A 26,172-nucleotide genomic window follows, 5' to 3' on the forward strand; every position below is an offset into this window, starting at 1 on the left:
TTCCGCAACACTAGTTCGTGTGTAAACGCTTACCCCTACTAAGAAGGTATTAAATGGCGACAATTAAGGATGTGGCTCGTCTGGCTGGTGTTTCCGTCGCGACCGTCTCGCGCGTGATCAACAATTCACCAAAAGCCAGTGACGCATCACGCCAGGCAGTACAAAGCGCCATGGAAACGCTGAATTACCACCCTAACGCTAACGCCCGCGCACTGGCTCAGCAGTCGACAGAAACCATTGGTCTGGTCGTAGGTGATGTGTCAGATCCCTTTTTCGGCGCGATGGTTAAAGCCGTCGAACAGGTTTCTTACCAGACAGGCAATTTCCTGCTGATTGGCAACGGCTACCATAGCGAACAAAAAGAACGTCAGGCCATCGAACAGCTGATCCGCCACCGCTGCGCTGCGCTGGTCGTCCATGCCAAAATGTTGCCCGATGCAGAACTCATCAGCCTGATGAAACAAATTCCCGGGATGGTAATCATCAACCGCATTATTGCCGGATATGAAAAACGCTGCGTTGCGCTCGATGACCGTTACGGCGCCTGGCTGGCAACCCGTCATCTGATCCAGCAGGGTCATACCCGCATTGGTTATCTCTGTTCTAACCACCCCATTTCGGATGCGGATGACCGCCTGCAAGGCTACTACGACGCACTGCGCGAAAACGGTCTGCCGTGTAACGACCGTCTGGTTGCCTACGGTGAGCCTGACGAAAGTGGCGGCGAGCAGGCCATGACGGAGCTGTTAGGTCGCGGGAGGACTTTCACCGCCGTTGCCAGCTATAACGACTCAATGGCCGCAGGTGCGATGGGGGTGTTAAATGACAACGGAATTGACGTGCCGGCAGAAATTTCGCTGATTGGCTTTGATGATGTGCTGGTGTCTCGCTACGTGCGTCCACGTCTGACCACCGTGCGTTATCCTATTGTGACGATGGCAACGCAGGCGGCAGAGCTGGCATTAGCGCTGGCAGATAAACGCCAGCCGCCAGAGATTACGCATCTGTTCAGCCCAACGCTGGTGCGCCGTCACTCCGTGGTGCCACCCGCTGAAGGACAAAGCGAATAACGATACAGATGGACCGTTTTGTTCGGGTATTCCAGACCATCGCCGATATAGCGCCAGCCGTAACGTTCGTAAAAGTCGCGGCAGGCAGACCAGAGATGTAATTCGGAATACCCGGCCTGTGCGGTGAAGGCGATGACATGTTCCTGCAACAGCCCCGCCAGCCCCTTGCCGCGAGCCGCCTCATCAACGTACAACGCGGCAAGCCAGGGATAAAGATCCTGACGGCTGATCAAATCACAGCGCCATAACCCCACCGTCCCCAGCAGTTGCTCCCCTTCCACGGCAATAAACGTCAGCGGCAGCGCGCCCGGGGTCTGGCTGTGGTCAATCACGCTCTGGAAAAACTCACGAGGCAGGCCGTCGCCGAAAGCCTTCCAGATCCAGTCGATAACCTGTTCTGCAAACTGCGGTGCGGCATAAAGCGGCAGAATATTCACACCAGCTTCCCCTGAAAAACAGGCACGGATTCAAAAAGATAACCGTCAAAATCTGGCGCATCTTCATCAGACAGCTCCAGCAGGCTCTTTTTCACATTTTCGAGATGCTGGAACATGGCCTGCCACGCGCCCATCACATCGCGCCGACGCAGTGCCGCGAGGATAGTTTGACGATCGCCGAGCCATTTCAGACGCCAGGCACGGCTGCCGATATGCACGTTGAACTGCTGCCAAAGCGGGCTGCTGTCCATGTGATGCCAGATGCTTTCTACCGTTGCCAGCAGCATCTGATTTTGCGTTGCCCCCGCCAGCACCAGGTGGAACATTTTGTTGTTATCCTGGCTTTTATCGTCGGCGGCAATGGCCCGCTGCTCCTGCTCAATGATGCGGCGCAGGTTATCGATGTCCGCGCGGGTGGCCATTTTTGCGGCAAACGCGGCGATGTTACTTTCAAGCAGCTGGCGCGCCTGTAAGATTTCAAACGGGCCAACATCACTATTCAGGAAGCGCTCTTCTTCACTTTCGTGTTCTTCAGGGATGCGCATCACATAGACGCCCGACCCCTGGCGAATATCCACCGTGCCCTGCAATTCCAGCATCAGTAACGCCTCACGCACGATGGTGCGGCTGACGCCATAGGTCTCGGCAATGTTCCGCTCCGGCGGCAGGCGCGAGCCAACGGGATAATGCCCCTGGATAATTTGCGCGCGCAAATCCTCGCCAATCTCCTGGTACTGTTTTTTTTCCGGCGGGACGACTGCCTGTTCCACGATATCACCTGTACTTAGCTGTTAATGCGCAGACCGGGCATCCTCCCGGCCAGTTTGTGCACTATTTTACCAGAACCCACACTGTTTGCGCTTACTTCCATTCATCGTCAATACAGAGCGTGAGCACGCGCGCATCGCGCAGTTGCCGGAACCAGGCGGCCGACTTTTTGGCGCGTCGGGCACGGTTGTCATCCAGATCGATCTCAATCAATCCATAGCGATTTTTGAACGCATTCATGGGCGAGACGTTGTCCGTGAACGCCCACAGCATATAGCCGTGACAGTTTGCCCCCTCTTCTCGCGCCAGCAGCGTGTAGTAGAGATGTTCACTGATAAAATCGATACGGTAATTGTCTTCAATGATGCCATCACGATTGCGGAACTGCGCTTCGTTCTCAACGCCCATACCGCTTTCCGCTACAAACCAGCAGATGTTGCGATAGTCGTTTTTAATGCGCATCGCCATGTCATAGATAATGCGCGGGTAGATTTCCCAGCCGCGGGATTTGTTCATCCGCCGCCCCGGCAGTTCAAACGGCTCATAATAGTACGCGGGATGGAATGGTGTTTCCGGGTGCCAGGCGCGGGATGGCGCTTTCACCCGGTGCGGGTAATAGAGGTTGATCCCCAGTTCATCAACGGTGTTATCGGCAATCAGCGCCAGCTCTTCCGGCGTGTAATCCCACTGAACCTGGTGTTGCTCCAGCAGGGTAAAAAGCGCCTGCGGATAATGTCCGTGTACCAGCGGGTCAAGGAATACGCGGTTATAAAACAGATCGTACGTTTCGGCGGCGTGTACATCATGTGGCGCACGCGAACGAGGATAGGTCACTTCCGGGTTAAGAATGCAGCCCACCGATCCGCGATAACCTTTCTCGCGAAACAGCTTCACCACCTTCGCCGTCGCCAGCACTTTATGGTGGTTCCACTGCATCCAGGTGCCGGTATTCTGCTCATACGGCCAGCGCAGCGCATCCAGATAAACCCGGGTCTGCACCACAATCGGCTCGTTGAAGCTAAACCAGCGCGTCACTTTGGTGTGGTAGCGCTCAAACACCTTTTCAGCGTAACGCACAAACAGCTCGACGACATGCTTTGACCCCCAGCCGCCGTAGGTTTCCAGCAGCACGCCGGGCAGCTCGTAATGCTCCAGGCAGATCATCGGTTCGATCCCCTGACGGTGCATTTCGTCAAACAGGGCGTCGTAATACGCGGCGTACTCTTCGTCCACGGTGGCGTTTTCGTAGTCGGTCAAAAAACGCGACCAGTTGATCGAGGTGCGATAGTGCGTCAGCCCTGCCTGTTTCATCAGCGCGACGTCTTCGCGATACCGGTTGATAAAATCGGTCGCCACCGCCGGGCCATAGCCGTTGTGCCAGACGTGACGATCGTTTTTGTACCACAGGTCAAGCCAGGAGTCCTGCCCCGCCTTCTTGCCACTCCAGCCTTCCGTCTGCCAGGCCGATGCCGCCGCCCCCAGGATAAAATCTTTCGGTATTGATATCTGTTTGGTGCTCATCAGATCCTCACGCGTTGTTGGTGGCTTGTTGCAGTGCAGCCTGTTCAGCACGGCGGGAAGCGATCTTCACAAACGGCAGGTAAATCAGCACAGCCGTGACAATACAGATAAGCTGAGTGACGACCGCGCCCATTGAGCCGGCGGTTGAAAGCCAGGCGTTAATCAGTGGCGGCGTGGTCCAGGGCACCATTACCACGGCTTTTCCGGCAAACCCGGTGGCCGTTGCGAAATACCCGATGGAGCCTGTCACCAGCGGGGTGATGATGAACGGGATCGCCAGGATCGGGTTAAGCATGATTGGCATCCCGAAAATGACCGGTTCATTGATGTTAAAGAGGCCAGGGCCGATAGACAGCTTGGCGATCTCTTTCATCTCTTTGCGTTTGGTGGCAATCATTACCGCAATCAGCAGACCAATGGTTAAACCCGAACCACCGATACTCATATACACATCCCAGAACGGCATAGTGATGATGTTCGGTACCTCTTTGCCCTGCTCAAATGCACTCATGTTGACGGTGATCGCCCCCAGTAGCAGCGGTTCGCGGATCGGTTTGATCATCTGGTTGCCGTGAATACCGATAACCCAGAACAGCTGAGCCACAAACATCAGCAGCAGAATACCCGGCAGGCTTTGTACCACGCGCTCCAGCGGTTGTTGCACCACCTGATAGACCGCATCGTAAAGGTACATGCCAGTGATTTGATGGAAAACGAAGCCAAACGTTGCGATAACGGTAGTAGTAATGATGGCAGGAATGAGCGCAGAGAATGACGCCGCCACGTTAGGTGGTACGGTGTCCGGCATCCGAATTTTCAGGCCTTTGCGGTTTTCCAGCCAGCAGTAAATCTCAACGGAAAGGATGGCGATAAACATACCGAGGAACAAGCTGCGGGTATCCGAGAACTGGCGCAGCAGCACGTCTTTCACCACATGCATCTGCCCATCGACCATCATTTCAACCGTCGTCGGTGTAACGCAGATAAAGCAGATCACCGCCAGCAGACCCGGGAACAACGATTTGATCCCATTGATACGCCCCAGCTCAATCCCAATTAAAAACACCGCGCCGATGTTCAGAAAGTTCAGGGTGGCGTAGTTAATCGCACTGGTAATCGGTTTTAGCGCGGCGAGAAAAGAGAGCGATTCGAAACTCGCCAGGCCATTTTTCGGATCCAGCACCATGTTGGAGATCAGCACAGAGAATGCGCCAACGATGATGACCGGCATTAAGGTAATAAAAGAGGACTTGATCGCCATGATATAGCGATAGCTATTGAATTTTGTGGCGAAACTGCCCAGAGCGTCGATCAGTTTTTCCTGCAATGCCATAGGGTAATACCTCAGTGAAGGGCTTTTATTGGAGTAGATCTACAGCCGCCTGTTATTGGCATACCAAAAATAGCTTTCTGGTGCTATTCGTTCTGTGATTCACCTCCCATCATGGCAACAGGTATTCCAAATCATGATTTATAACCACTTTGGTATGCCACTTATTCCGTTTTATGCTGTGGTGATAGTCCGTTGCCAAAAAGCGTGATCGTGGTGGGGATTTTGCCCTCCCCGCTGCGCATATGTGCCTGAGTGTCTGTGATAAACTGCGAACGATTTCGTGAAAGCAGGAATTTCTAATGGCAACAATGCTGGATGTCTCATTGCGCGCTGGTGTTTCAAAAGCCACCGTCTCACGCGTGTTGAACGGCACAGGTCAGGTAAAAGAAAGCACGCGCAAGCAGGTGTTTAAGGCAATGGAAGAGTTAGGCTATCGGCCGAACTTTCTTGCGCGCTCGCTCGCGAACCAGACCAGCAACAGCATTGGTCTGGTGGTATCGACGTTTGACGGTTTTTACTTCGGACGCCTGTTACAGCAGGCATCGCGCCAAACGGAAACGCACGGCAAGCAGCTGATCGTCACCGACGGGCATGATGCTCCCGAGCAAGAAGAGATGGCCGTACAAATGCTGGCCGACCGCAAATGCGATGCCATCGTGCTTTATACCCGCTACATGAGCGAAAAAACGATCATGAAGCTTATCCATTCCGTGCAAACGCCGCTGGTGATCATCAACCGTGAAGTGAGCCAGGCAGCCGACCGTTGCGTGTTCTTCGAACAACAGGATGCCGCCTTTAAAGCCGTGGATTATCTGATAAGCCAGGGCCACCGCGAAATTGCCTGCATCACCGTGCCGATCCACACGCCAACCGGGAAAGCGCGCCTGATGGGGTATCGCAAGGCACTGGAAAAGCACGGAATTGTCTGGGACGATCGTCGGGTGAAATATGGCGATGCGGGAATGACGCGGGGATATGAACTGTGCAAAGAGCTGATCGCTGAAAACGTGCCGTTTAGCGCGCTTTTCGCCTGTAACGACGATATGGCTCTGGGTGCGTCTAAGGCGTTACATCAGGCCGGGCTGCGTATTCCTCAGGATATTTCGCTGTTTGGCTTTGATGATGCGCCGAGCGCGAAGTGGCTGGAGCCTGCACTCTCTTCGGTCTATTTGCCTATCGATAATATGATAGTGACGGCTATCGATCAGGCGATCCGGCTAGCAAAAAACCAGCCGGTCGAAACGATCCCGCCTTTTACCGGCACGCTGGTGTTGCGCGACTCAGTCACCACGGGCCCGTATTTTCACTCAAAATAGTTCCAGTGCCAGCAGTTCCTGAATGGTCTGGCGGCGGCGAATCAGCCGCGCCACGCCATTATCGAACAGCACTTCCGGTAGCAGCGGGCGGCTGTTGTAGTTAGAAGACATTGATGCCCCATAAGCCCCGGTATCATGCAGCACCAGATAATCTCCCGGCTTCACTTCAGGCAGCGCGCGGGTTTCCACTTTACCGCCCTCTTGCTGAGTAAACACATCACCCGATTCGCACAGCGGGCCAGCCACAACGGTTTCAACCCGCGGTGCCTGCGTTAAATCGCGCCCGTCTGCGGCCAACGCCGTAATGTGGTGGTAGCTGCCGTACATGGCCGGGCGCATCAGATCGCTAAAGCCTGCATCAATCAGCACGAAATGACGTGAACCCATCTCTTTCACGCTACGAACCTGCGACACCAGCACGCCAGACTCCGCCACCAGGAAGCGACCCGGTTCGATTTCCAGCTTCACCGCGTGCCCCAGATGGGCGGCAATTTTATCGCGCGCCGCGCTCCACAGGCCGTAATAGTGATCAGTATCGATCGCCTCTTCGCCTTCACGATACGGGATAGACAGGCCGCCACCAGCGGAGATCGCCTCCATATCCTGACCAAAGTCGATAACCTGACGCACCATCGCGCCGCAGACCTGCTCCAGGTGGCCGTAATCAACACCCGAGCCAATATGCATGTGAATACCCACCAGTTCCAGGCTGTAGCGCTGAATCACTTCAAGCGCAGCAGGCAGATCGGTATACCAGATCCCGTGCTTGCTGTTTTCACCGCCGGTGTTGGTTTTTTGGCTGTGACCGTGGCCAAAACCAGGGTTTACTCGCAGCCAGACGCGATGGCCAGGAGAAACCTGTCCGAGCTGCTCCAGCATGTCCACCGAGCCCGCATTCACAGGAATGCGCAGTTCATGTACGCGGGCCAGCGTAGGTTCGTCAATCAGGTCGGCCGTGAACACAATGGCATCGCTGTCGCTCTTCGGATCGTATCCGGCCGCCAGCGCGCGTTCAATTTCACCCAGAGAAACGGAATCGACCTTCACTCCCTGCTCACGCATCAGGCGCAAAATATGAATATTCGAGCAGGCTTTCTGGGCAAAACGCACCACGTCAAACTGATGCAGGGCGGCAATCTTTTCGCGGACGATCTGTGCGTCGTAGACCCACACCGGGCAACCAAATTCGGCAGGCAGACGCAGTAAATTGTCGGCGTTCAAATCGGTATCAGTCTGGTTAAGCGAGCGTGGCATGGTCTTCTCCGGGTGATGGCATTTTTTTATGATTACGCCACAGCACGAAGAGAATAAAAAATATCGTTTTATCGTGAGTCTATGCAAAAATGATATGGATGACTCTCAGATATCAGGTGCCCAATGCCCGCCGTCAACTTACGCCACATCGAGATATTTCACGCCGTGATGACCACGGGGAATCTCACCGAAGCTGCACTCATGCTGCATACCTCGCAGCCAACGGTCAGCCGCGAGCTGGCGCGCTTTGAGAAAGTACTGGGGCTGAAGCTGTTTGAACGTACACGCGGCAGACTTCATCCCACGGTGCAGGGGTTACGCCTGTTTGAAGAAGTGCAGCGTTCCTGGTACGGCCTGGACAGGATCGTCAGTGCGGCTGAAAGCCTGCGGGAATTCCGCCAGGGTGAGCTATCGATTGTTTGCCTGCCCGTCTTTTCGCAGTCATTTCTGCCTATGCTGCTGCACCCTTTTCTGACGCGCTATCCCGAGGTCAATCTCACCATCGTGCCGCAAGAGTCGCCGTTGCTGGAAGAGTGGCTTTCGGCTCAGCGCCATGATCTCGGCCTGACCGAAACGCTTGTTACCCCTGCGGGAACACAGCGCACCGAACTACTCTCTTTAGATGAAGTTTGCGTACTGCCAGCAGGGCACCCGTTAGCGCAAAAACAGATCCTGACGCCCGCTGATTTTCAGGGCGAAAATTACATCAGCCTTTCACAGACCGACAGCTACCGGCAGTTACTGGACACCCTGTTTGCCGAGCATCAGGTTAAACGCCGAATGGTGGTAGAGACGCACAGCGCCGCCTCAATATGTGCGATGGTGCGTGCAGGTGTGGGGATTGCGGTGGTGAACCCCTTAACAGCGCTGGATTATGCCGGAACCGGGATTGTTATCCGCCGCTTTAGCGTATCTGTACCTTTTACCGTGAGCCTTATCCGCCCGCTTCACCGCCCGGCGTCAGCACTGGTCGATGCGTTCAGCGCACATCTGCAAGGGGGGCTTAGCGCGCTCACTGCAAAGCTGGACGATGTGCTTAACAATATGCCCGGCTAAGTGCCGGGCATCCGTCAACTCAGTTGAAACGTTTCGCGACAGAAGCCACACGTTCACCGAATTTCACTGCGGTTTCCAGATCGCCAGATGCAATCGCACCTGCGTCCGCGTCTGACGGCGACTGCACCAGCAGCCCGACAGAACCGCCCAGGTTGTTGATATCCTGGCGAGTGGCCGCCTGGGTGTTTGACGGTGGCAGACCCAGGCTCACCCAGATACCGCCATGCTGTGAAGCCAGCGTTTGCAGATACTGAAGAGACACTTGTTTGTCACCGTTCAGGCTCGCGCTGTTGCTAAAGCCCGCGAACACTTTGTCCTGCCAGCTGCGCACAAACCAGGCTTTCGACGTGGCATCGGCAAACTTCTTGAACTGCCACGGCACGCTGCCCATATACGTTGGCGCGCCAAAAATAATCGCCTTTGCATCGTTAAGTTTTTGCCAGTCGCTTTCCTGAATATCGCCATTGCTGTCAATCGCGATCAAATCAGCACGCGCGCCTTCAGCAACCGTTTCAGCTACGCGTTTTGTGTGGCCGTAGCCGGAATAATAGATAACTACAACGCTCATAATGTGTCTCCTGATGGAATATTACTTATGAAGTCAAACATTTACGGCTGGCGCGATACGGCATATTTTCCCGCGCCGAGGAACATAATGCATAACCCACCCAGGAAATAGAGCGCTTCACTTTCCAGCGCCCAGGCTCCCACATCGGTCAGAGAATAGAATTTTCCCATCCCCACCAACAGCGTGGCGACAAGGATATTGAAGGCATAAATGAAGGCAGCAGGCCGCGTCAGCCAGCCAATGATGATAAGCACCGGTGTCACGATTTCACCGATAAATACGCCGTAGGCGATAAAGCCCGGTAACCCCTTTTGTTCCAGCAGCGCGGAGATCCAGCCAACGCCATGGTCAATTTTTGCCACACCGTGAAACAGCATCAAAATACCAAAGGTCAGCCGCAATAAAAGGCGGCCAAAATCGGGGTGGTTGGTGTAACGAGTAAAAACGGAATCAATGGTTTTCAGCATGGTGATTTTTCTTTTTGCCCACGTGCAGGGGCGCATTCAACGAAAGACAACCGACTCCCGATTGCCATTTTCGGTTCCCTGGTATCAAATAGAAACCTTACGTCGTTTTATACACGCAAACATTCGCTTGCGTAAGAAGGCACCTTTACCTCACCTGGTTACCTCGAGGGAACCACCATGACTGACTCTGAAACCATAACGAAAGAGATGCCGCCTTATAATGTGTTCGATGAACGCTGCCCGACTCGCAACGTGCTGGCACGTATCGCCGATAAATGGGCACTGCTGATCCTTGCACGTCTGGAAAATGGGCCGATGCGCTTTAATCACCTGCAACGTGATATTCAGCGGATCACCAAGAAAGTGCTGACTCAGTCGCTGCGCAAGCTGGAGCGCGACGGTCTGGTTTCGCGAGAAGTGTTTGCCACCGTGCCGGTAACGGTAGAGTACAGCCTGACGCCGCTCGGCCAGACGCTCACTGATACAGTCACCGTGCTGGCGCACTGGGTAGAAAAGAATATGGATGCGATCGTCGCCGCGCAATCAGCGTATGATGCCGCCAACGAACAAGACTGAGCCGGGCAAGCCCGGCGTCGGGCTGCTCAGGAGAGCATAAACTCAACGGCATCCGCGGCATGAATGGCTGCCGTGTCAAACACCGGGATCGGGCTGCGCTCGACCGGCACGAGCAAACCAATCTCTGTACAGCCGAAAATAACCCCCTCTGCACCCTGCTGTGCAAGCTTCTCAATCACGCTGACGTAGTACTCGCGCGACGGCTCGCTGAAGGTCCCAAGGCAAAGCTCCTCAAAGATAATCTGATTAATGCGCGCCCGGTCGGTCTCATCCGGGATCAGGCTTTCAATCCCGAATTCACGGCTCAGTCGCCTACGATAAAAATCCTGCTCCATGGTGTAGCGGGTTCCCAGCAGCGCTACGCGCGTCATTCCGGAAGCGGTAATCGCACGCCCGGTGGCATCGGCAATATGCAGGAATGGCAGCGAACAACGCGATTCAATGTGTGATGCCACTTTGTGCATGGTGTTGGTACAGAGCAAAATCCCCTCTGCACCCGCACGCTCCAGCCCCAGCGCCGCCTGCGCCAGGATCTCACCGGCTTTATCCCACTCACCGCTCGCCTGACAGGCTTCTATCTCATGGAAATCGACGCTGTGCAGCAGCAGGCTTGCGGAGTGCAGCCCGCCAAGACGTCGCTTCACCCCTTCATTAATCAGGCGGTAATACGGAATGGTTGATTCCCAGCTCATACCACCTAACAGACCGATCGTTTTCATACTCTCTCCTTCTATGTTTCTTCCAGTGAAGCAAACTTGTGATCCTGTTTCCAGTTCTTTGGCTAGCCGTTTCTTTTTATCGCGCAGTGATATAAATTAAATGAAACAATGTTTCATTACCTTGCGGAGCTAGATATGTTTATTTTTCACAAAGAGACAACGCTTGAAGATCTCGGAAACGGTGTGACTCGCCGAATTCTGGCACATGACGGAAAGATGATGGCGGTAGAGGTAAATTTCCAGCAGGGCGCCATCGGGCCAATGCACAACCATCCGCACGAGCAGTTAACCTATGTGCTTTCCGGCGAGTTCGAATTCACCATTGGCGATGAAAAACATGTCGTGACGGCGGGCGATACGCTCTACAAAGAGCCGAACATTATGCATGGCTGCGTGTGCCTGAAACCCGGCACACTGCTTGATACCTTCACACCTGTGCGCGAAGATTTTCTGCGATAAAAAAAGGCGGTGTCACCACCGCCCTCTTTTTATTGCATTTCCGCTTCCGGAAGAGGTTCCGCTAAAGGCTTGCGCATCAGCATCGCATTTTGAACTAACACAAAGCCGCAGGCGAAAAGCCCGCCAACAATGCCTGCGAGCAGCGCAATAACCAGCTTGCCCGGGCCATCTTTTTTCACCGGCAGAGACGGTGACAGCTGATATTTAAACGGCTCGAGCTTCACATCTTCAACAGACAGTTTCTGCAACTGAGCCAGATGATATTCACGGTTCTGGAAATCAGAGTTCAGCTCAGCAACATCCTTGATCGATTTTTCAATTTCCAGCTTTTGCGCAATACCGTCAGCGCCCAGCGCCACGGAATAATCCGGGTCATCTTTAACCGCCTGGCCATTACTGTAGACCGGCTTTTTGATCCCGGCGGCATTGGCCACTTCCAGGGAATAGTTCAGACGTTGCAGGTTGGTGTTGTGAATATTGGTCAGGCGTACCCGGTCTAGTTCCAGCTGCTCTTTCTCCATTCGCGTTTTCAGCGTGACCTGATTACGAATGTTCTGCATCGTTTCTTTTTCAACCAGCGCGGATACGAACTGGATATAACCTTCAAGCACGGTGCGTGCATCTGTCGCAGTCGGTGCCGTAAAGCTCAACGTCCAGGACGCATAAGGCGCTTTATCAGCATCTTTTGCCATGGTGTTATCCGCCGCTTTCATCTGCTCGGCAATATTGACCACGGCGCGATGCAACTCAACAGGATCAATATTTGCACCTTCCAGCTGCGCCATAACAAACGGCGAGGAGGTCATATATTCTTCAAGCAGCGACTGCGACTGGAATTTTTTAATAAACAGGTTGAATACGTCAGGACGTGTAATTTTTACGTCTACGTCCAGCACCTGAAGCGCCACCAGCATCTGTCGTAGTGGGTTCCACTGAGTTTGTTCTGCCGGTGTAATAACCGCTTTACTGGTCCACTTTTGCGGCAGGATAAATGCCATTGCCAGGCCTGCTACGGCAAAGGCGAAAGCCGTGACCAGAATACGTTTTTTTGCGACCCACAAGACATCCAATAATCCCAGAAGGTCAATCTCTTTATACTCATGTGCCGGGGAGGCATGACGGGAAAAATCCACATCCGTATTTTTTTTAAAATCCATGACTGACATAGCAATTCTTCTATTTTGATGGCGCAGTGAATCTGCCTGAGAGGTCCCTGAGCGATCGATGATACAAGAAAGTAAGAATTATCTGAATGCCAAAAGTTTAAAACCTGATACCCGACTATCAGAATTAGTAGTAAAAATTTGCGCGATATCACGTATGTTAATCCTTCTTTCTCACGCCTCATCCACTCTTCAGGCGTTTTTCGCTGACTCTCATTCGGGTTAAAAATGCCACCTTCCTCACTTTATTGAAACAGCGTTTCGACATCGATCACATTTCCATCATTAAGCGAATGACGCGGAAACAAATAGCAATAAAATAAAATAAAACGATGTTTTAGTATTCAAGAACAACGGTTCGCTAGTTTTTAAAACCCTGACAGGGCTTGTCAGACCAACTCAGAAAAACGTTTTATAAAACATAAGGTAATGGAGTAACCGTAACGCGTTTCATACCAAACACACATCCCCGGGCCAGCCATCAGGCATGGGGCGACAGCATCACAATCGGATTCCGTTTTAAAACCATTGATTGCCAGGTAGGTATGTATGAATGAAAACAAAATGCTGGGGCTAGCGTGGATATCACCCTACATAATCGGGCTGATAATCTTTACCGCGTTTCCCTTTGTCTCATCGTTCTTTCTCAGTTTTACTGATTACGATCTGATGAGCCCGCCGGTGTTTAACGGCATCGAGAACTATCGTTACATGTTTACGGAAGATACTCTCTTCTGGAAATCCATGGGCGTAACTTTTGCCTATGTATTTTTGACCATTCCATTAAAACTGGCATTTGCTCTGGGAATTGCTTTTGTTCTGAACTTTAAATTACGCGGCATCGGATTCTTCCGTACTGCGTACTATATTCCGTCGATCCTCGGCAGCTCCGTAGCAATTGCGGTTCTGTGGCGTGCACTGTTTGCCATCGATGGCCTGCTGAACAGCTTTATTGGCGTATTTGGCTTTGACCCGGTGAACTGGCTGGGTGAACCCTCTCTGGCGCTGATGTCCGTGACCCTGCTGCGCGTCTGGCAGTTCGGCTCTGCGATGGTTATCTTCCTTGCCGCGCTGCAAAACGTTCCGCAGTCACAGTATGAAGCGGCAATGATCGATGGCGCATCAAAATGGCAGATGTTCATGAAAGTGACCGTGCCGCTGATTACGCCGGTGATTTTCTTCAACTTCATCATGCAGACCACCCAGGCGTTCCAGGAATTTACCGGGCCGTATGTCATTACCGGCGGCGGGCCAACCTACTCGACTTACCTGTTCTCGCTCTACATCTACGACACCGCGTTCAAATACTTTGATATGGGCTACGGCGCTGCGCTGGCCTGGATCCTGTTCCTGGTGGTTGCCGTCTTTGCCGCTATCGCCTTTAAGTCTTCGAAATACTGGGTGTTCTACTCCGCCGATAAAGGAGGCAAAAATGGCTGATATCCAACAACTCTCCACGGCGAGAAGCATTGCTGAGCGCGAAGTGGCTCGCACGCTGCGCAAAGAGAAAATCAACGCCAGTATCCGCTATGTGATCCTGCTGTTTGTCGGCCTGCTGATGCTCTATCCGCTGGTGTGGATGTTCTCGGCGTCGTTCAAACCGAACCACGAGATCTTTACCACCCTGAGCCTGTGGCCGGCACACGCCACCTGGGACGGCTTTATTAACGGCTGGAAAACCGGGACTGAATACAACTTCGGCCATTACATGCTGAACACCTTTAAGTATGTGATCCCGAAAGTGATCCTGACCATTATCTCCTCCACCATCGTGGCGTACGGTTTTGCCCGCTTCGAGATCCCGTGGAAAAAATTCTGGTTCGCGACGCTCATCACCACCATGTTGCTGCCAAGCACCGTTCTGCTTATCCCGCAGTACCTGATGTTCCGTGAAATGGGCATGTTGAACAGCTATATGCCGCTGTACCTGCCGCTGGCGTTTGCCACCCAAGGGTTCTTCGTCTTTATGCTGATCCAGTTCCTGCGTGGTGTGCCGCGTGACATGGAAGAAGCGGCACAGATTGACGGCTGTAACTCCATCCAGGTGCTGTGGTACGTGGTAGTGCCAATTCTGAAACCGGCCATTATCTCGGTCGCGCTGTTCCAGTTCATGTGGTCAATGAACGACTTTATCGGGCCGCTGATTTACGTCTACAGCGTGGACAAATACCCGATTGCACTGGCTCTGAAAATGTCCATCGACGTCACCGAAGGTGCGCCGTGGAACGAAATTCTGGCAATGGCGAGCATCTCCATTCTGCCATCCATCATTGTCTTCTTCCTGGCACAGCGCTACTTCGTACAGGGCGTAACCAGCAGCGGAATTAAAGGTTAAGAGGGAAATATCATGGCTGAAGTTATCTTCAACAAACTGGAAAAGGTGTACTCCAACGGCTTCAAAGCGGTACATGCTATCGACCTGAAAATCGCTGAAGGGGAATTCATGGTGATCGTCGGGCCATCCGGCTGCGCGAAATCCACCACCCTGCGAATGCTGGCCGGGCTGGAAACCATCAGCGGCGGTGAAGTGCGCATTGGCGAGAAAATCGTTAACAACCTGGCGCCGAAAGAGCGCGGGATTGCGATGGTGTTCCAGAACTATGCGCTGTATCCGCACATGACGGTGCGTGAAAACCTGGCCTTCGGTCTGAAGCTGAGCAAGCTGCCAAAAGATCAGATTGAATCTCAGGTAAATGAAGCGGCGAAAATTCTGGAGCTGGAAGAGCTGCTCGACCGCCTGCCACGCCAGCTTTCCGGCGGCCAGGCGCAGCGTGTGGCCGTCGGCCGCGCGATTGTGAAAAAGCCGGACGTGTTCCTGTTTGATGAACCTTTATCAAACCTCGACGCCAAACTGCGCGCCTCGATGCGCATCCGTATTTCTGACCTGCACAAGCAGCTGAAGAAATCCGGTAAACCAGCGACCACCGTGTACGTGACCCACGACCAGACCGAAGCGATGACCATGGGTGACCGCATCTGTGTGATGAAGCTCGGTCACATCATGCAGGTGGATACTCCGGATAACCTCTACCACAAACCGAAGAACATGTTCGTGGCGGGCTTTATCGGGGCGCCAGAAATGAACATTCGTGCCAGCAAACTGGTGGAAAAAGAGGGACATCTGCATATCACCATCGGCAATGAAACCATGCCGCTCAACGGTGAAAAGCAGGAGAAAGTGTCCGGCTATGCGGGCCAGGAGATCTTCTACGGCGTGCGCCCTGAATTTGTTTCGCTCTCAGACGAACCCTTCCAGGAAGGTGGTTGCAGCGGCGAGATGGTGCGTGTGGAAAACATGGGTCATGAGTTCTTTGTGTACCTGAAAGTCGCGGACTACGAACTGACCGCCCGAATTCCTTCCGACGAAGCTAAGCCAATGATTGATAAAGGCCTTCATCGTAAGGTGTACTTCAAGTTTGATATGAATAAATGTCATATTTTTGACGCAAAAACTGAACAGAACATCTCTCTCTAATGGAGTTATAAAAATGAAAAAAGTGCTTTTAAGCGCCGCTATCTCCGCTACCCTGGGCCTTACTGCTTTGCCATCGATGGCACAAGATGTTGATTTACGTATGTCCTGGTGGGGCGGTAATGGCCGCCACCAGGTTACCCTGAAAGCGCTGGAAGAGTTCCACAAGCAGAACCCGGATATTAACGTGAAAGCGGAATACACCGGGTGGGACGGTCACCTGTCCCGTCTGACCACCCAGATTGCTGGCGGCACCGAACCGGACGTAATGCAAACGAACTGGAACTGGCTGCCGATCTTCTCCAAAAACGGGGAAGGCTTCTACGATCTGAACAAAATGAAAGATGTGATCGACCTGAGCCAGTTCGATCCAAAAGAGCTGCAATCCACCACGGTGAACGGCAAGCTGAACGGTATTCCAATTTCCGTCACCGCGCGCGTGTTCTATTTTAATGACGAAACCTGGAAAAAAGCGGGTGTCGAATACCCGAAAACCTGGGATGAGCTGATGGCCGCAGGTAAGGCCTTCGAGAGCAAGCTTGGCAAGCAGTATTATCCTGTCGTGCTGGAACACCAGGACACCCTGGCGCTGCTGAACTCCTACATGATCCAGAAGTACAACATCCCGGCTGTGGATGAGCAGACCAAAAAATTCTCCTACAGCAAAGAGCAGTGGGTGGAATTCTTCCAGACTTATAAAAAGTTGGTTGATAGCCACGTTATGCCAGACACCAAATACTATGCGTCATTTGGTAAGAGCAACATGTACGAGATGAAGCCGTGGATCCAGGGTGAATGGGGCGGAACCTATATGTGGAACTCCACCATTAACAAATATTCCGACAACCTGAAGCCACCAGCAAAACTGGAGCTGGGTAATTACCCAATGCTGCCGGGTGCTACCGATGCGGGCCTGTTCTTCAAACCGGCACAGATGCTGTCGATTGGTAAATCCACCAAAAACCCGGAAGCCGCAGCCAGGCTGATTAACTTCCTCCTGAACAGCAAAGAAGGTGTGGATACGCTGGGTCTGGAGCGTGGCGTGCCGTTGAGTAAAGCGGCGGTGCAATTCCTGACTGAAGACGGCACCATCAAAGAGAGCGATCCTTCCGTTGCGGGCCTGCGTCTGGCGCAGTCTCTGCCAGCGAAATTGTCCGTATCACCTTACTTTGATGACCCGCAGATTGTGGCCCAGTTCGGCACCTCTCTTCAGTACATCGACTATGGCCAGAAAACCGTAGAAGAAACTGCCGCTGACTTCCAGCGTCAGGCTGAACGTATCCTGAAACGCGCTATGCGCTAAGCCCCCGGCCAGAACATACCCTGCCACTGACGGTGGCGGGGTATTTTTTTATCTCAAGGAGAGAAAAATGAAAGGCAAAATCATCCCGCTGAATTTTCGCACTCGCCAGGATCCTACAACCGGGCACGAGGTGATACGGATGACGCCCCCGCACATTATTTGTCACCGGAATTACTTCTATCAAAAATGCTTCACCCGTGATGGCAGCAAGCTGATTTTTGGCGGTGCGTTCGAAGGCCACTGGAATTACTACCTGCTGGATATTGCGAAACAACAGGCAACCCAGCTTACCGACGGAGCCGGGGATAATACCTTTGGCGGCTTTTTATCGGATGATGATAAATCCCTGTGGTATGTAAAAAATAACCGCGAACTCCGGCGCGTCGACCTCGACAGCCTTGAGGAGTTTATCGTCTATGACGTTGACGACGAATGGGTGGCGTATGGCACCTGGGTGGCAAATTCAGAGTGCACAAAGCTTGTCGGGATCGAAATCAAAAAGAGCGACTGGCAGCCGCTGACCGACTGGGGCAAGTTCCGCGCGTTTTACTTTACCCAGCCTGAATGCCGCCTGATCAATATCGATTTACGCACTGGTGAACGCCGGGTGATGTTGCAGGAAAACCGCTGGCTCGGGCATCCGATCTATCGCCCGTTTGACGACACCACCGTCGCGTTTTGCCATGAAGGCCCGCGTGACGCCATTGACGCGCGCATGTGGCTGATTAATGCCGACGGCAGCAACGTGCGCAAGGTTCGCCAGCACGCGCCCGGCGAGAGTTTCACCCATGAATTTTGGGTCCCGGACGGCTCCGCGCTGTATTACGTGGAGCATAAAGAGAACGACCCGAAACGCTATCTGTGCAGCGCCGATCCGCAGACGCTGGAAAACCGCCAGTTGATGTCGATCCCACCCTGCTCTCACCTGATGAGCAACCACGATGGCGCGCTGATTGTCGGTGACGGCGCACCGCACAATACCGGAGATATCAGCCTCAACGATCCGTTTATCTGGGTATTTGATGTTCGCGCGGGAACGCAAAAGGCCGTTTGCCAGCACAACACCAGCTGGAAAGTGCTGGATGGCGACCGTCAGGTGACGCATCCGCATCCGTCATTTTCGCCTGACGATGAGTGGGTGCTGTATACCTCGGATGCCGAAGGAATGCCGGCGCTGTATTTAGCGAAGGTGTAAAAAAAGCCGGGTGGCGGCGATGCCTTTCCCGGCATACATTTGGCGCTACTTTGTAGGCCCGGTAAGCGTAGCGCCACCGGGCACACCATCAGACGCCGATATCCCGCAATTTCTCGCCTTTCATCAGCTTACGTTCAATGTGCTCAAGCGTTACCCCTTTGGTTTCCGGAATCAGCCAGAAGGTCACACCGATAAAGGCCACGTTCAGCACGGTGTACAGCCAGAACGTCCCCGCCGCGCCAATCGAATCCAGCAGCGTCAGGAATGTCGCGCCGATAATCATGTTCGACACCCAGTTGGTGGTTGTGGAACAGGTAATCCCGAAGTCACGGCATTTCAGCGGCTGAATTTCAGAGCACAAGATCCACACAACCGGTGCGGCGCTCATCGCATAACCCGCAATACACATCATGGTCATGCCGACAGAGAGCCAGGACAGCCCGCTTGATGCCGTGCCGTTATCGAACTGCATCAGGCAGTAGCCGAGGATCAGCGTGCCGATGGCCATCACACTAAAACCAATTTTCAGCGCCGGTTTACGTCCGGCTTTATCAACGGTGAACACCGCAATAAAAGTGGCGAACATAAAGGTCAAACCGACCACCAGGGTAGCTATCATCTGTTGCTCGGTGGTGGTAAATCCGGCCATTTTGAAGATGCGCGGGGCATAATACATGATGATGTTCATGCCGGTGAACTGCTGCATCGCCTGCAACAACATGCCGAGGAACACCGCGCGCCGCACGTTGCGGTTGGCTTTAAATAACGCCCAACCACCCTGCTTCAGCTTCAGGCTTTCACGGATTTCGTTCAGCTCATCACGCGCTTTTTCAGACGTATCACGCAACATGCGCAGCACCTCTTCCGCCTCCACGTGACGCCCTTTTTGTGCCAGCCAGCGCGGGCTGTTTGGCAGGAATATCACCAGCACAATCAGCAGCAACGCAGGCAGCGCCAGCACACCCAGCATTGCCCGCCAGTTACCGCTGTAGCTGAAATATGTATCGGACAAAAACGCCAGCACAATACCGAGCGTGACCATCAGCTGATACATACTGATCATCTTGCCGCGCACGTTCTCGCTCGCCATTTCTGACAGATAAAGCGGCGCGGTGTACGACGCAATCCCCACCGCCACGCCCAGCAGTACGCGGGACAGCAACAGCAATTCCACACCGGTGGCAAACGCAGAGCCGAGTGAACCGGCCACGAACAGAATGGCGCCAACCATCAGGCTGTATTTACGCCCAAGGCGGAACGAAAGCCAGCCGTTAAACAGCGCACCGATGGCCGCGCCGAGCATCATACTGCTCACCACCCACTCCTGAAGGCGGCTGCTCAACGTAAAGTGATCGGTAATAAACGGCAACGCACCGGCAATCACGCCGATATCCAGCCCAAACAGCAAACCGGCTACCGCTGCCGCGATAGAGACAAACTGGTTCATGCGGCGGGTATCGCGCAGCGCGCCGGGCATGAGGGTAGAGTCATTTATAGATGTCATATTTTCCTGCCTGAACAGCGAAATTCGTTAACTGAAATTACGAGATGGCGAAAAAAAGTGTCAGGCGGGAATCTGCGAAGATATGGATAATTTCGCTGCGACATACCGATCTGTGATGGACATTACAATTTCAACTAATGCTGAATAATCACATATTTTTACTAATTAGTTAATTTTTAAGCAATAAAAGCGTGATTTATGTCATTCATGATTTTTTGGTATGGATTTTTCATCTTTACCTGTATGGATAATGACATTTTTTGAGCAAAAAAAACCTCCGCCGCAAGGCAGAGGTTCTTCATCAGAGGGCGGAATTAACGCGCCAGCCAGCCACCATCAACTGCCACGGTATAGCCGTTAATGTAGTCAGAAGCCGGGGATGCCAGGAATACAATCGGCCCCATCAGATCGCTCGGCAGGCCCCAACGGCCAGCCGGGATACGGTCGAGGATTTCCGCGCTACGCTGTTCATCCGCACGCAACTGCTGGGTGTTGTTGGTCGCCATGTAGCCCGGTGCAATCGCGTTGACGTTGATGTTGTGCTTCGCCCACTCGTTTGCCAGCAGACGGGTCACGCCCATTACGGCACTTTTTGACGCGGTGTAAGACGGCACGCGGATACCGCCCTGGAACGACAGCATAGAGGCGATGTTAATGATCTTGCCGCCTTTACCCTGAGCGATAAAGTGCTTCGCCGCCGCCTGAGACATAAAGAACACGCTCTTGATGTTCAGGTTCATCACGTCGTCCCAGTCGCGCTCGCTGAAGTTGATAGCATCTTCACGGCGGATCAGGCCTGCGTTGTTGACCAGGATATCGATATGGCCGAATTCTGCCACAGCGCGATCCAACAGCTCAGGAATGGTATCGATTTTACGCAGGTCAGCGGTCAGGCTCAGGAAACGACGGCCCAGTGCGGTAACGCGTTCAATGGTTTCAGTTGGTTCAACAATGTTGATGCCGACGATATCGCAGCCAGCTTCCGCCAGACCTAATGCCATACCCTGGCCCAGACCGGTGTCACAACCGGAAACCACAGCCACTTTACCCTGTAGAGAAAATGCATCCAGAATCATGTTAGTTCCTTAATCTTTTAACGCCTGTCACGAACAGGCAGGTTTATGCTTAACTGCCCGCGACTAGCGCAGATCTTTAACAGCGACGTGGTCCATATCATCAAAGACCTGGTTTTCACCGACCATACCCCAGATAAAGGTGTATGCACGGGTTCCCACGCCTGAGTGAATAGACCAGCTCGGAGAAATCACGGCCTGCTCGTTATGCATCACGATATGACGCGTTTCCTGCGGCTGCCCCATCATGTGGAACACGCAGGCATCTTCTTCCATGTTGAAGTAGAAATAGACTTCCATGCGGCGCTCGTGGGTATGGCACGGCATGGTGTTCCACAGGTTGCCCGGTTCAAGCTCGGTCAGCCCCATGCTGAGCTGGCAGGTTTCCAGCACATCGGGAACAAAGTATTTGTTGATGGTGCGGCGGTTGCTGGTGAGGTTGTCGCCAAGCGTGACCGGGGCAACGTCCGCAGGTGTCACTTTTTTGGTTGGATACGTGGTGTGGGCTGGCGCGCAGTTGTAGTAGAACTTCGCCGGTTTGCTGCTATCGATGCTGGCGAAGACCACTTCTTTCGCGCCTTTACCTACGTACAAAGCATCGCGATGACCAATCTCGTAACAGTGGCCATCTACGGTGACAGTGCCAGGTCCGCCGATATTGATAACGCCCAATTCGCGACGTTCCAGGAAGTAGCTCACGCCAAGCTGTTTGCCCACTTCGCTGCCCACGGAAACCGTTTTTGCCACCGGCATGATGCCGCCAACAATAATGCGATCGATATGGCTGTAGACCATGGTGTACGCGTCGGCTTCGAATACCTTCTCAACTAAAAACTCGTTGCGCAGCCCCTGAGTATCCAGCGTTTTTGCGTGCGCACTGTGGATGCTTTGTCTGACGTCCACGGTAACCTCCAGAATTGATCGTGCCAGAAGGCAAAATAATTAACGAAACATCGTTCCGTTTTCTCGATAGGCACATAGTATCGCCTGAGAAATGGCTTTTCAATTGTATTTAAAACAACGTTTCACTTTTTCTGTGTCTTTATGCCAGAAATGATGTTTCGATCACGATTGTTGAGGGGTTGACGCAGAAATGGCTAAAAGCGTTCTGGATGTTAATCATAATAAACAATAAGTTATAAAACCTTTGAAATTCGACGGTATACAAAACATTCAGCGTTAAAAATCTAAGATGACATCACGCGCATCAATTTTTCTTACAAATTGCGCCATCAGTCACACATATTGAAACGATGTTTTGATAATTTAACACCCAGTTTTTAACTCAATTTTTATCGTATAAAGGAGTGCATTATGGCTAAAGGTATGCGGGTCAAGCTGAACTACGAGGTCAGCCGCGATCCGGATACGGGCGTGGAAGTCACCCGCCTGACCCCACCCGAAGTAACCTGTCATCGCAACTACTTCTATCAGAAGTGCTTCTTTAACGATGGTAGCCACCTGCTGTTCGCAGGAGAGTTTGACGGGAACTGGAACTACTACCTGCTGGATCTGAAAAAAGCCGAAGCGGTGCAGCTGACTGAAGGTACTGGCGATAACACCTTTGGTGGATTCCTCTCTCCGGATGATAAGTCCTTCTATTATGTGAAGAACGATCGCACGTTGCTGGAGGTGAACTTACACACTCTGGCCGAGCGAGAAGTTTACCGCGTCTCTGACGAATGGGTGGGTTACGGTACCTGGGTGGCCAATAGCGACTGTACCAAACTGGTCGGTATTGAGATTGCCAAAAGTGACTGGACGCCGCTCAACGACTGGAAAATTTTCCACGACTTCTTCCATAAAGGGCCACACTGCCGCCTGCTGCGCGTGGATCTTAAAACCGGTGAAAGCTCAACCATCCACGAAGAGAAAAACTGGCTGGGTCACCCTATTTATCGTCCGTTCGACGACAACACCGTGGCTTTCTGCCATGAAGGGCCGCACGACCTGGTGGATGCCCGCATGTGGCTGGTCAACGAAGATGGCAGCAACGTGCGTAAAGTGAAAGAGCACGCAGAAGGTGAAAGCTGCACCCACGAATTCTGGGTGCCGAATGGTTCTGCACTGGTTTACGTCTCGTATCTGAAAGGTCAACAGGGCCGCACGATTTACAGCTTTAACCCGGATACCGGCGTTAACGATGCCGTCATGCAGATGCCTGCCTGTTCACACCTGATGAGCAACTTCGACGGCACAATGCTGGTTGGGGATGGCTCCGGCACGCCGGTCGACGTGAAGGATACCAGCGGTTATACCATCGATAACGATCCGTACCTTTATGCCTTTGATGTGGCGAAAAAAGCGTATTTCCGCATCGCCCGTCACGATACCTCCTGGGCAACGGTGGCCAATAGCCGCCAGGTGACCCATCCGCATCCATCCTTTACCCCGGATGATAAAGCGGTTCTGTACAGTTCCGATAAAGACGGCAAACCTGCACTCTATATCGCGAAACTCCCCGAGCAACCTGAAATGTTGCATGCATGATTTGAGTTAGTGTTTCTGTAACTGGCCTTGCCCTCCTTTATGGAGGGCTTTTTTTTGGGTTCGGTGCGTGCTCTTTGCCCGGCGGCGTTTTTCCGGGCACAAAAAAACCGGCTCACGTGGAGCCGGTCTTTTTCCCGGAGGCACTGCTTATTATTTATTAGAAAGAGTACGCCACACCTAAACGGAAACGGGTCTGACGCTCATCGGTATCTTTCACGCCCACGTTACCCACTTCAACATATGGCGCCCAGTTTTTATCCAATTTGTATGCCAGCTTGGCGTTATATTCGTTGGAGTAATCTTTATTGTTATTACGAATCACACCTTCTGAGCTTTTCGCGTAAACATAGTTCAGCTCGGTACGGAAATCGCCCATCACCCAGCCAACCCACGCATCGCCACGGTTTACTTTATCATCGTCTTTATTCGAACTTGACGGGTAACGGGTATATTCATAGCGGTAACGCGCGGCAACATAGAACCCATTATCAAAACTATATTGCAAGTGCAGGTTCGGTTTATAAATAGTGCGACTGTCATTACTCTCAATCGTAAACGCAGGCGTCAACGAGATATTATCCGTTGCTTTCCAGCGCCAGCTAATCTGGTCTTCGTGGCCGTTACCCACCACATCCGCAAACGGCTGGTCAGCTTTATCACCGCCAGATTTCCATTTCGCTTCAACCGAAAAACCTAAGCCGTTTTCAAAACGGTGTGAAACAGATACGCGGTCTGCGTTAGAGCCGCTATCAATGTATTCATGACGTAAGTCAACAGTAACAGCCTGAGCTGCAAAAGACGCACCGACAAGAGACGCAAGAGCCAGAGATTTCTTAAACATGAAAAAACCCTCAATTGAAATAATGTTTCGTTTTTATGGAATTGCAGTTTATTTTTTTATAAACGTAATTTTAGTGACAAGGATCGTAATTATTTGTTTCATTTTTTTTGGCAAAGATCGACGTGAACCCCGTCAACAAAAAAAGGGGCTTAACGTGAATTTTTATGGGAGAGATCACACAAAGAACTTAGCGAGGAAAATAATTTTGCGTGCAAGTATTACTGATAACTTTAGATTTACCTTAAAAGCGTAAAAATATGATTCTTGATGTCAAAAAAAACCTCCGGGCAGGAGGCTTTAGTGTCGGCTGATGGGATATTACCTTTCGATCGCTAACGCAACCCCTTGCCCACCGCCGATACACAGTGTGGCGAGCCCCTTGCGGGAATTACGTTTCATCATTTCATGGACCAGTGACACCAGGATCCTACAGCCGGATGCGCCGATCGGGTGACCCAGTGCGATCGCCCCGCCGTTGACATTGACGCGCAGTGGATCCCACTCCAGCATTTTGCCTACCGAAATAGCCTGAGCCGCAAAGGCTTCGTTCACTTCAATAAGATCCACATCACTGAGATGCCAGCCCGCACGCTCCAGGCAGCGACGGGTCGCGTAAACCGGTGCGATCCCCATTAAGGCCGGGTCAACGCCTACGCTGGCAAACGCCTTGATGCGGGCCAGTACGGGTAAATCCAGCTCCTGAGCTTTGCTTTCACTCATCATCATTACCGCTGCGGCACCGTCATTAATCGAGGATGCGTTCCCGGCCGTCACCGAGCCCAGGGTTTCAAATGCGGGATTCAGCTTAGCCAGCCCTTCGGCGCTGGCATCGGTACGCGGTTGTTCATCCGTGTCGACAACAACAGATTCACCGCTCTGGCGGAGCGTGCTGACAGGCACGATTTCATCGCGAAACCGCCCGGAATCGATAGCCGCGCGGGCTTTTTGCTGTGAGCTTAGCGCGTAAGCATCCTGAAGTTCACGGCTGATGCCGTATTCACGCGCCAGATTTTCCGCCGTCACGCCCATGTGGTAGTCATTGAACGCATCCCACAGCCCGTCATGCACCAGGCTGTCGATAAGCTGGCTGTTGCCCAGCTGCGCGCCAGTACGGCTGTCGGTGAGGACGTGCGGGGCGCGGCTCATGTTTTCCTGCCCACCGGCAATCACCACATCCGCTTCACCACACTGTATCGCCTGGGTCGCAAGATGCAGCGCTTTCAGACCAGAGCCACAGACATCGTTGATGGTAATTGCAGACACGGTATTCGGCAGGCCGCCTTTGAGCGCCGCCTGGCGCGCAGGGTTTTGCCCGGCACCGGCAGTCAACACCTGACCGAGGATCACTTCGTCGATTTCATGCCCGGCGATCCCGCTGCGTTCCACCAGTGCCTTCACCACCACGCTGCCCAGATCAACGGCAGAATGGCGCGACAGCGCTCCCTGAAAACAGCCGATAGCCGTACGCAACGCACCCACTATAACGACATCTTTCATCACGACCTCTGTATAAAATGACATGACGATAGTAGAGGATTGTTATCAACAATTGACGCAATTGTTTAAAAAAAGTGAGTTTAGTCACAG

At 52.8% G+C, this 26,172-nt stretch carries 25 protein-coding genes; 11 read left to right on the plus strand and 14 right to left on the minus strand.

All coding sequences use genetic code 11. The annotated features are described in order from the left end of the window. Nucleotides 1–53: 53 nt before the first annotated feature. Complete coding sequence (gene galR, locus M987_RS01140) at nucleotides 54–1,070, plus strand: HTH-type transcriptional regulator GalR (RefSeq protein ID WP_014071606.1); 1,017 nt, start codon at nucleotides 54–56, stop codon at nucleotides 1,068–1,070. Here the strand turns inward: galR and M987_RS01145 are convergent. The 4 genes from M987_RS01145 to M987_RS01160 all read right to left on the minus strand — a co-directional run bounded on the left by M987_RS01145 (nucleotide 1,031) and on the right by M987_RS01160 (nucleotide 5,129). Beyond that, nucleotides 1,031–1,507: a GNAT family N-acetyltransferase gene (locus M987_RS01145; RefSeq protein ID WP_014071607.1), complete on the minus strand. Its 477-nt coding sequence runs from the start codon at nucleotides 1,505–1,507 to the stop codon at nucleotides 1,031–1,033. The two genes, galR and M987_RS01145, sit on opposite strands and share 40 nt — an antisense overlap. Next, nucleotides 1,504–2,277, minus strand: a complete 774-nt coding sequence (locus tag M987_RS01150; RefSeq protein WP_014071608.1) for a GntR family transcriptional regulator — start codon at nucleotides 2,275–2,277, stop codon at nucleotides 1,504–1,506. The genes M987_RS01145 and M987_RS01150 overlap by 4 nt, the downstream gene beginning before the upstream one ends. A gap of 91 nt (nucleotides 2,278–2,368) precedes the next feature. After that, entirely contained in the window at nucleotides 2,369–3,796 is a 1,428-nt protein-coding gene (locus M987_RS01155) for a glycoside hydrolase family 1 protein (RefSeq protein ID WP_014071609.1), read from the minus strand. A gap of 7 nt (nucleotides 3,797–3,803) precedes the next feature. Then, complete coding sequence (locus tag M987_RS01160) at nucleotides 3,804–5,129, minus strand: PTS sugar transporter subunit IIC (RefSeq protein ID WP_014071610.1); 1,326 nt, start codon at nucleotides 5,127–5,129, stop codon at nucleotides 3,804–3,806. Nucleotides 5,130–5,428: 299 nt separating this feature from the next. Between M987_RS01160 and M987_RS01165 the strand changes: the two genes are divergently transcribed. Continuing rightward, complete coding sequence (locus M987_RS01165) at nucleotides 5,429–6,445, plus strand: LacI family DNA-binding transcriptional regulator (RefSeq protein ID WP_014071611.1); 1,017 nt, start codon at nucleotides 5,429–5,431, stop codon at nucleotides 6,443–6,445. Here the strand turns inward: M987_RS01165 and lysA are convergent. Beyond that, the gene (gene lysA / locus M987_RS01170) at nucleotides 6,437–7,699 is read right to left on the minus strand and encodes a diaminopimelate decarboxylase (protein ID WP_014071612.1); all 1,263 of its coding nucleotides are present in this window, start codon (nucleotides 7,697–7,699) and stop codon (nucleotides 6,437–6,439) included. The two genes, M987_RS01165 and lysA, sit on opposite strands and share 9 nt — an antisense overlap. 123 nt (nucleotides 7,700–7,822) lie before the next feature. On the opposite strand from lysA, the gene M987_RS01175 reads away from it, so the two are divergent. Next, nucleotides 7,823–8,755 (plus strand): LysR family transcriptional regulator, encoded by a 933-nt coding sequence (locus M987_RS01175; RefSeq protein ID WP_014071613.1) that lies wholly within the window; start codon nucleotides 7,823–7,825, stop codon nucleotides 8,753–8,755. A 19-nt stretch (nucleotides 8,756–8,774) separates the two neighbouring features. Here the strand turns inward: M987_RS01175 and M987_RS01180 are convergent, their stop codons facing one another. After that, a complete protein-coding gene (locus M987_RS01180; protein WP_014071614.1) occupies nucleotides 8,775–9,323 on the minus strand; it encodes a flavodoxin family protein in 549 nt (182 codons plus the stop codon). A 41-nt stretch (nucleotides 9,324–9,364) separates the two neighbouring features. Beyond that, the gene (locus M987_RS01185) at nucleotides 9,365–9,790 is read right to left on the minus strand and encodes a DoxX family protein (RefSeq protein WP_014071615.1); all 426 of its coding nucleotides are present in this window, start codon (nucleotides 9,788–9,790) and stop codon (nucleotides 9,365–9,367) included. 177 nt (nucleotides 9,791–9,967) lie between these two features. Here M987_RS01185 and M987_RS01190 point away from each other — a divergent pair, with 177 nt between their 5' ends. After that, nucleotides 9,968–10,366 (plus strand): winged helix-turn-helix transcriptional regulator, encoded by a 399-nt coding sequence (locus M987_RS01190; RefSeq protein WP_014071616.1) that lies wholly within the window; start codon nucleotides 9,968–9,970, stop codon nucleotides 10,364–10,366. A gap of 26 nt (nucleotides 10,367–10,392) precedes the next feature. On the opposite strand, the gene M987_RS01195 is transcribed toward M987_RS01190, so the two are convergent. Further along, nucleotides 10,393–11,085 carry an aspartate/glutamate racemase gene (locus M987_RS01195; protein WP_014071617.1) on the minus strand — a complete coding sequence of 231 codons (693 nt, stop codon included), beginning with the start codon at nucleotides 11,083–11,085 and terminating at the stop codon, nucleotides 10,393–10,395. Between the two features lie 135 nt (nucleotides 11,086–11,220). Between M987_RS01195 and M987_RS01200 the strand changes: the two genes are divergently transcribed. Further along, nucleotides 11,221–11,544, plus strand: coding sequence for a cupin domain-containing protein (locus tag M987_RS01200; RefSeq protein ID WP_014071618.1), 324 nt, complete (start codon nucleotides 11,221–11,223; stop codon nucleotides 11,542–11,544). A gap of 29 nt (nucleotides 11,545–11,573) precedes the next feature. On the opposite strand, the gene wzz(fepE) is transcribed toward M987_RS01200, so the two are convergent. After that, on the minus strand, nucleotides 11,574–12,710 hold the full coding sequence (wzz(fepE), locus tag M987_RS01205) for an LPS O-antigen length regulator Wzz(fepE) (RefSeq protein WP_014071619.1): 1,137 nt from the start codon (nucleotides 12,708–12,710) through the stop codon (nucleotides 11,574–11,576). A gap of 546 nt (nucleotides 12,711–13,256) precedes the next feature. On the opposite strand from wzz(fepE), the gene M987_RS01210 reads away from it, so the two are divergent. The 5 genes from M987_RS01210 to M987_RS01230 all read left to right on the plus strand — a co-directional run bounded on the left by M987_RS01210 (nucleotide 13,257) and on the right by M987_RS01230 (nucleotide 18,677). Next, entirely contained in the window at nucleotides 13,257–14,147 is an 891-nt protein-coding gene (locus tag M987_RS01210; RefSeq protein WP_014071620.1) for a carbohydrate ABC transporter permease, read from the plus strand. Continuing rightward, nucleotides 14,140–15,042, plus strand: a complete 903-nt coding sequence (locus tag M987_RS01215; protein WP_014071621.1) for a carbohydrate ABC transporter permease — start codon at nucleotides 14,140–14,142, stop codon at nucleotides 15,040–15,042. The genes M987_RS01210 and M987_RS01215 overlap by 8 nt, the downstream gene beginning before the upstream one ends. 12 nt (nucleotides 15,043–15,054) lie before the next feature. Continuing rightward, complete coding sequence (locus M987_RS01220) at nucleotides 15,055–16,182, plus strand: ABC transporter ATP-binding protein (protein ID WP_014071622.1); 1,128 nt, start codon at nucleotides 15,055–15,057, stop codon at nucleotides 16,180–16,182. 13 nt (nucleotides 16,183–16,195) lie between these two features. Continuing rightward, nucleotides 16,196–17,482, plus strand: a complete 1,287-nt coding sequence (locus M987_RS01225; protein WP_014071623.1) for an ABC transporter substrate-binding protein — start codon at nucleotides 16,196–16,198, stop codon at nucleotides 17,480–17,482. Between the two features lie 67 nt (nucleotides 17,483–17,549). After that, nucleotides 17,550–18,677, plus strand: a complete 1,128-nt coding sequence (locus M987_RS01230; protein ID WP_014071624.1) for an oligogalacturonate lyase family protein — start codon at nucleotides 17,550–17,552, stop codon at nucleotides 18,675–18,677. An 88-nt stretch (nucleotides 18,678–18,765) separates the two neighbouring features. Here M987_RS01230 and araE read toward each other — a convergent pair whose 3' ends face one another. The 3 genes from araE to kduI all read right to left on the minus strand — a co-directional run bounded on the left by araE (nucleotide 18,766) and on the right by kduI (nucleotide 22,157). Beyond that, nucleotides 18,766–20,199 (minus strand): arabinose-proton symporter AraE, encoded by a 1,434-nt coding sequence (araE, locus tag M987_RS01235; protein ID WP_254916167.1) that lies wholly within the window; start codon nucleotides 20,197–20,199, stop codon nucleotides 18,766–18,768. 296 nt (nucleotides 20,200–20,495) lie between these two features. Continuing rightward, nucleotides 20,496–21,257 (minus strand): 2-dehydro-3-deoxy-D-gluconate 5-dehydrogenase KduD, encoded by a 762-nt coding sequence (gene kduD / locus M987_RS01240; protein ID WP_014071626.1) that lies wholly within the window; start codon nucleotides 21,255–21,257, stop codon nucleotides 20,496–20,498. 63 nt (nucleotides 21,258–21,320) lie between these two features. After that, nucleotides 21,321–22,157 (minus strand): 5-dehydro-4-deoxy-D-glucuronate isomerase, encoded by an 837-nt coding sequence (gene kduI, locus M987_RS01245; RefSeq protein ID WP_014071627.1) that lies wholly within the window; start codon nucleotides 22,155–22,157, stop codon nucleotides 21,321–21,323. Nucleotides 22,158–22,568: 411 nt separating this feature from the next. Between kduI and M987_RS01250 the strand changes: the two genes are divergently transcribed. Continuing rightward, the gene (locus M987_RS01250) at nucleotides 22,569–23,744 is read left to right on the plus strand and encodes an oligogalacturonate lyase family protein (protein ID WP_014071628.1); all 1,176 of its coding nucleotides are present in this window, start codon (nucleotides 22,569–22,571) and stop codon (nucleotides 23,742–23,744) included. Between the two features lie 157 nt (nucleotides 23,745–23,901). Here M987_RS01250 and M987_RS01255 read toward each other — a convergent pair whose 3' ends face one another. Beyond that, complete coding sequence (locus tag M987_RS01255) at nucleotides 23,902–24,585, minus strand: oligogalacturonate-specific porin KdgM family protein (protein WP_014071629.1); 684 nt, start codon at nucleotides 24,583–24,585, stop codon at nucleotides 23,902–23,904. A 318-nt stretch (nucleotides 24,586–24,903) separates the two neighbouring features. Next, the gene (locus M987_RS01265) at nucleotides 24,904–26,082 is read right to left on the minus strand and encodes an acetyl-CoA C-acetyltransferase (protein WP_014071630.1); all 1,179 of its coding nucleotides are present in this window, start codon (nucleotides 26,080–26,082) and stop codon (nucleotides 24,904–24,906) included. Nucleotides 26,083–26,172: the final 90 nt, after the last annotated feature.

It is taken from the genome of Enterobacter soli ATCC BAA-2102 (assembly GCF_001654845.1).
Lineage (GTDB): Bacteria > Pseudomonadota > Gammaproteobacteria > Enterobacterales > Enterobacteriaceae > Enterobacter > Enterobacter soli.

Coding starts and splice junctions, on each gene's coding strand:
- galR (WP_014071606.1), top strand. CDS start 54: ATGGCGACAATTAAGGATGTGGCTCGTCTGGCTGGTGTTTCCGTCGCG.
- M987_RS01155 (WP_014071609.1), bottom strand. CDS start 3,796: ATGAGCACCAAACAGATATCAATACCGAAAGATTTTATCCTGGGGGCG.
- M987_RS01160 (WP_014071610.1), bottom strand. CDS start 5,129: ATGGCATTGCAGGAAAAACTGATCGACGCTCTGGGCAGTTTCGCCACA.
- M987_RS01165 (WP_014071611.1), top strand. CDS start 5,429: ATGGCAACAATGCTGGATGTCTCATTGCGCGCTGGTGTTTCAAAAGCC.
- lysA (WP_014071612.1), bottom strand. CDS start 7,699: ATGCCACGCTCGCTTAACCAGACTGATACCGATTTGAACGCCGACAAT.
- M987_RS01175 (WP_014071613.1), top strand. CDS start 7,823: ATGCCCGCCGTCAACTTACGCCACATCGAGATATTTCACGCCGTGATG.
- M987_RS01180 (WP_014071614.1), bottom strand. CDS start 9,323: ATGAGCGTTGTAGTTATCTATTATTCCGGCTACGGCCACACAAAACGC.
- M987_RS01185 (WP_014071615.1), bottom strand. CDS start 9,790: ATGCTGAAAACCATTGATTCCGTTTTTACTCGTTACACCAACCACCCC.
- M987_RS01190 (WP_014071616.1), top strand. CDS start 9,968: ATGACTGACTCTGAAACCATAACGAAAGAGATGCCGCCTTATAATGTG.
- M987_RS01195 (WP_014071617.1), bottom strand. CDS start 11,085: ATGAAAACGATCGGTCTGTTAGGTGGTATGAGCTGGGAATCAACCATT.
- M987_RS01200 (WP_014071618.1), top strand. CDS start 11,221: ATGTTTATTTTTCACAAAGAGACAACGCTTGAAGATCTCGGAAACGGT.
- M987_RS01210 (WP_014071620.1), top strand. CDS start 13,257: ATGAATGAAAACAAAATGCTGGGGCTAGCGTGGATATCACCCTACATA.
- M987_RS01215 (WP_014071621.1), top strand. CDS start 14,140: ATGGCTGATATCCAACAACTCTCCACGGCGAGAAGCATTGCTGAGCGC.
- M987_RS01220 (WP_014071622.1), top strand. CDS start 15,055: ATGGCTGAAGTTATCTTCAACAAACTGGAAAAGGTGTACTCCAACGGC.
- M987_RS01225 (WP_014071623.1), top strand. CDS start 16,196: ATGAAAAAAGTGCTTTTAAGCGCCGCTATCTCCGCTACCCTGGGCCTT.
- M987_RS01230 (WP_014071624.1), top strand. CDS start 17,550: ATGAAAGGCAAAATCATCCCGCTGAATTTTCGCACTCGCCAGGATCCT.
- kduD (WP_014071626.1), bottom strand. CDS start 21,257: ATGATTCTGGATGCATTTTCTCTACAGGGTAAAGTGGCTGTGGTTTCC.
- M987_RS01250 (WP_014071628.1), top strand. CDS start 22,569: ATGGCTAAAGGTATGCGGGTCAAGCTGAACTACGAGGTCAGCCGCGAT.
- M987_RS01255 (WP_014071629.1), bottom strand. CDS start 24,585: ATGTTTAAGAAATCTCTGGCTCTTGCGTCTCTTGTCGGTGCGTCTTTT.
- M987_RS01265 (WP_014071630.1), bottom strand. CDS start 26,082: ATGAAAGATGTCGTTATAGTGGGTGCGTTGCGTACGGCTATCGGCTGT.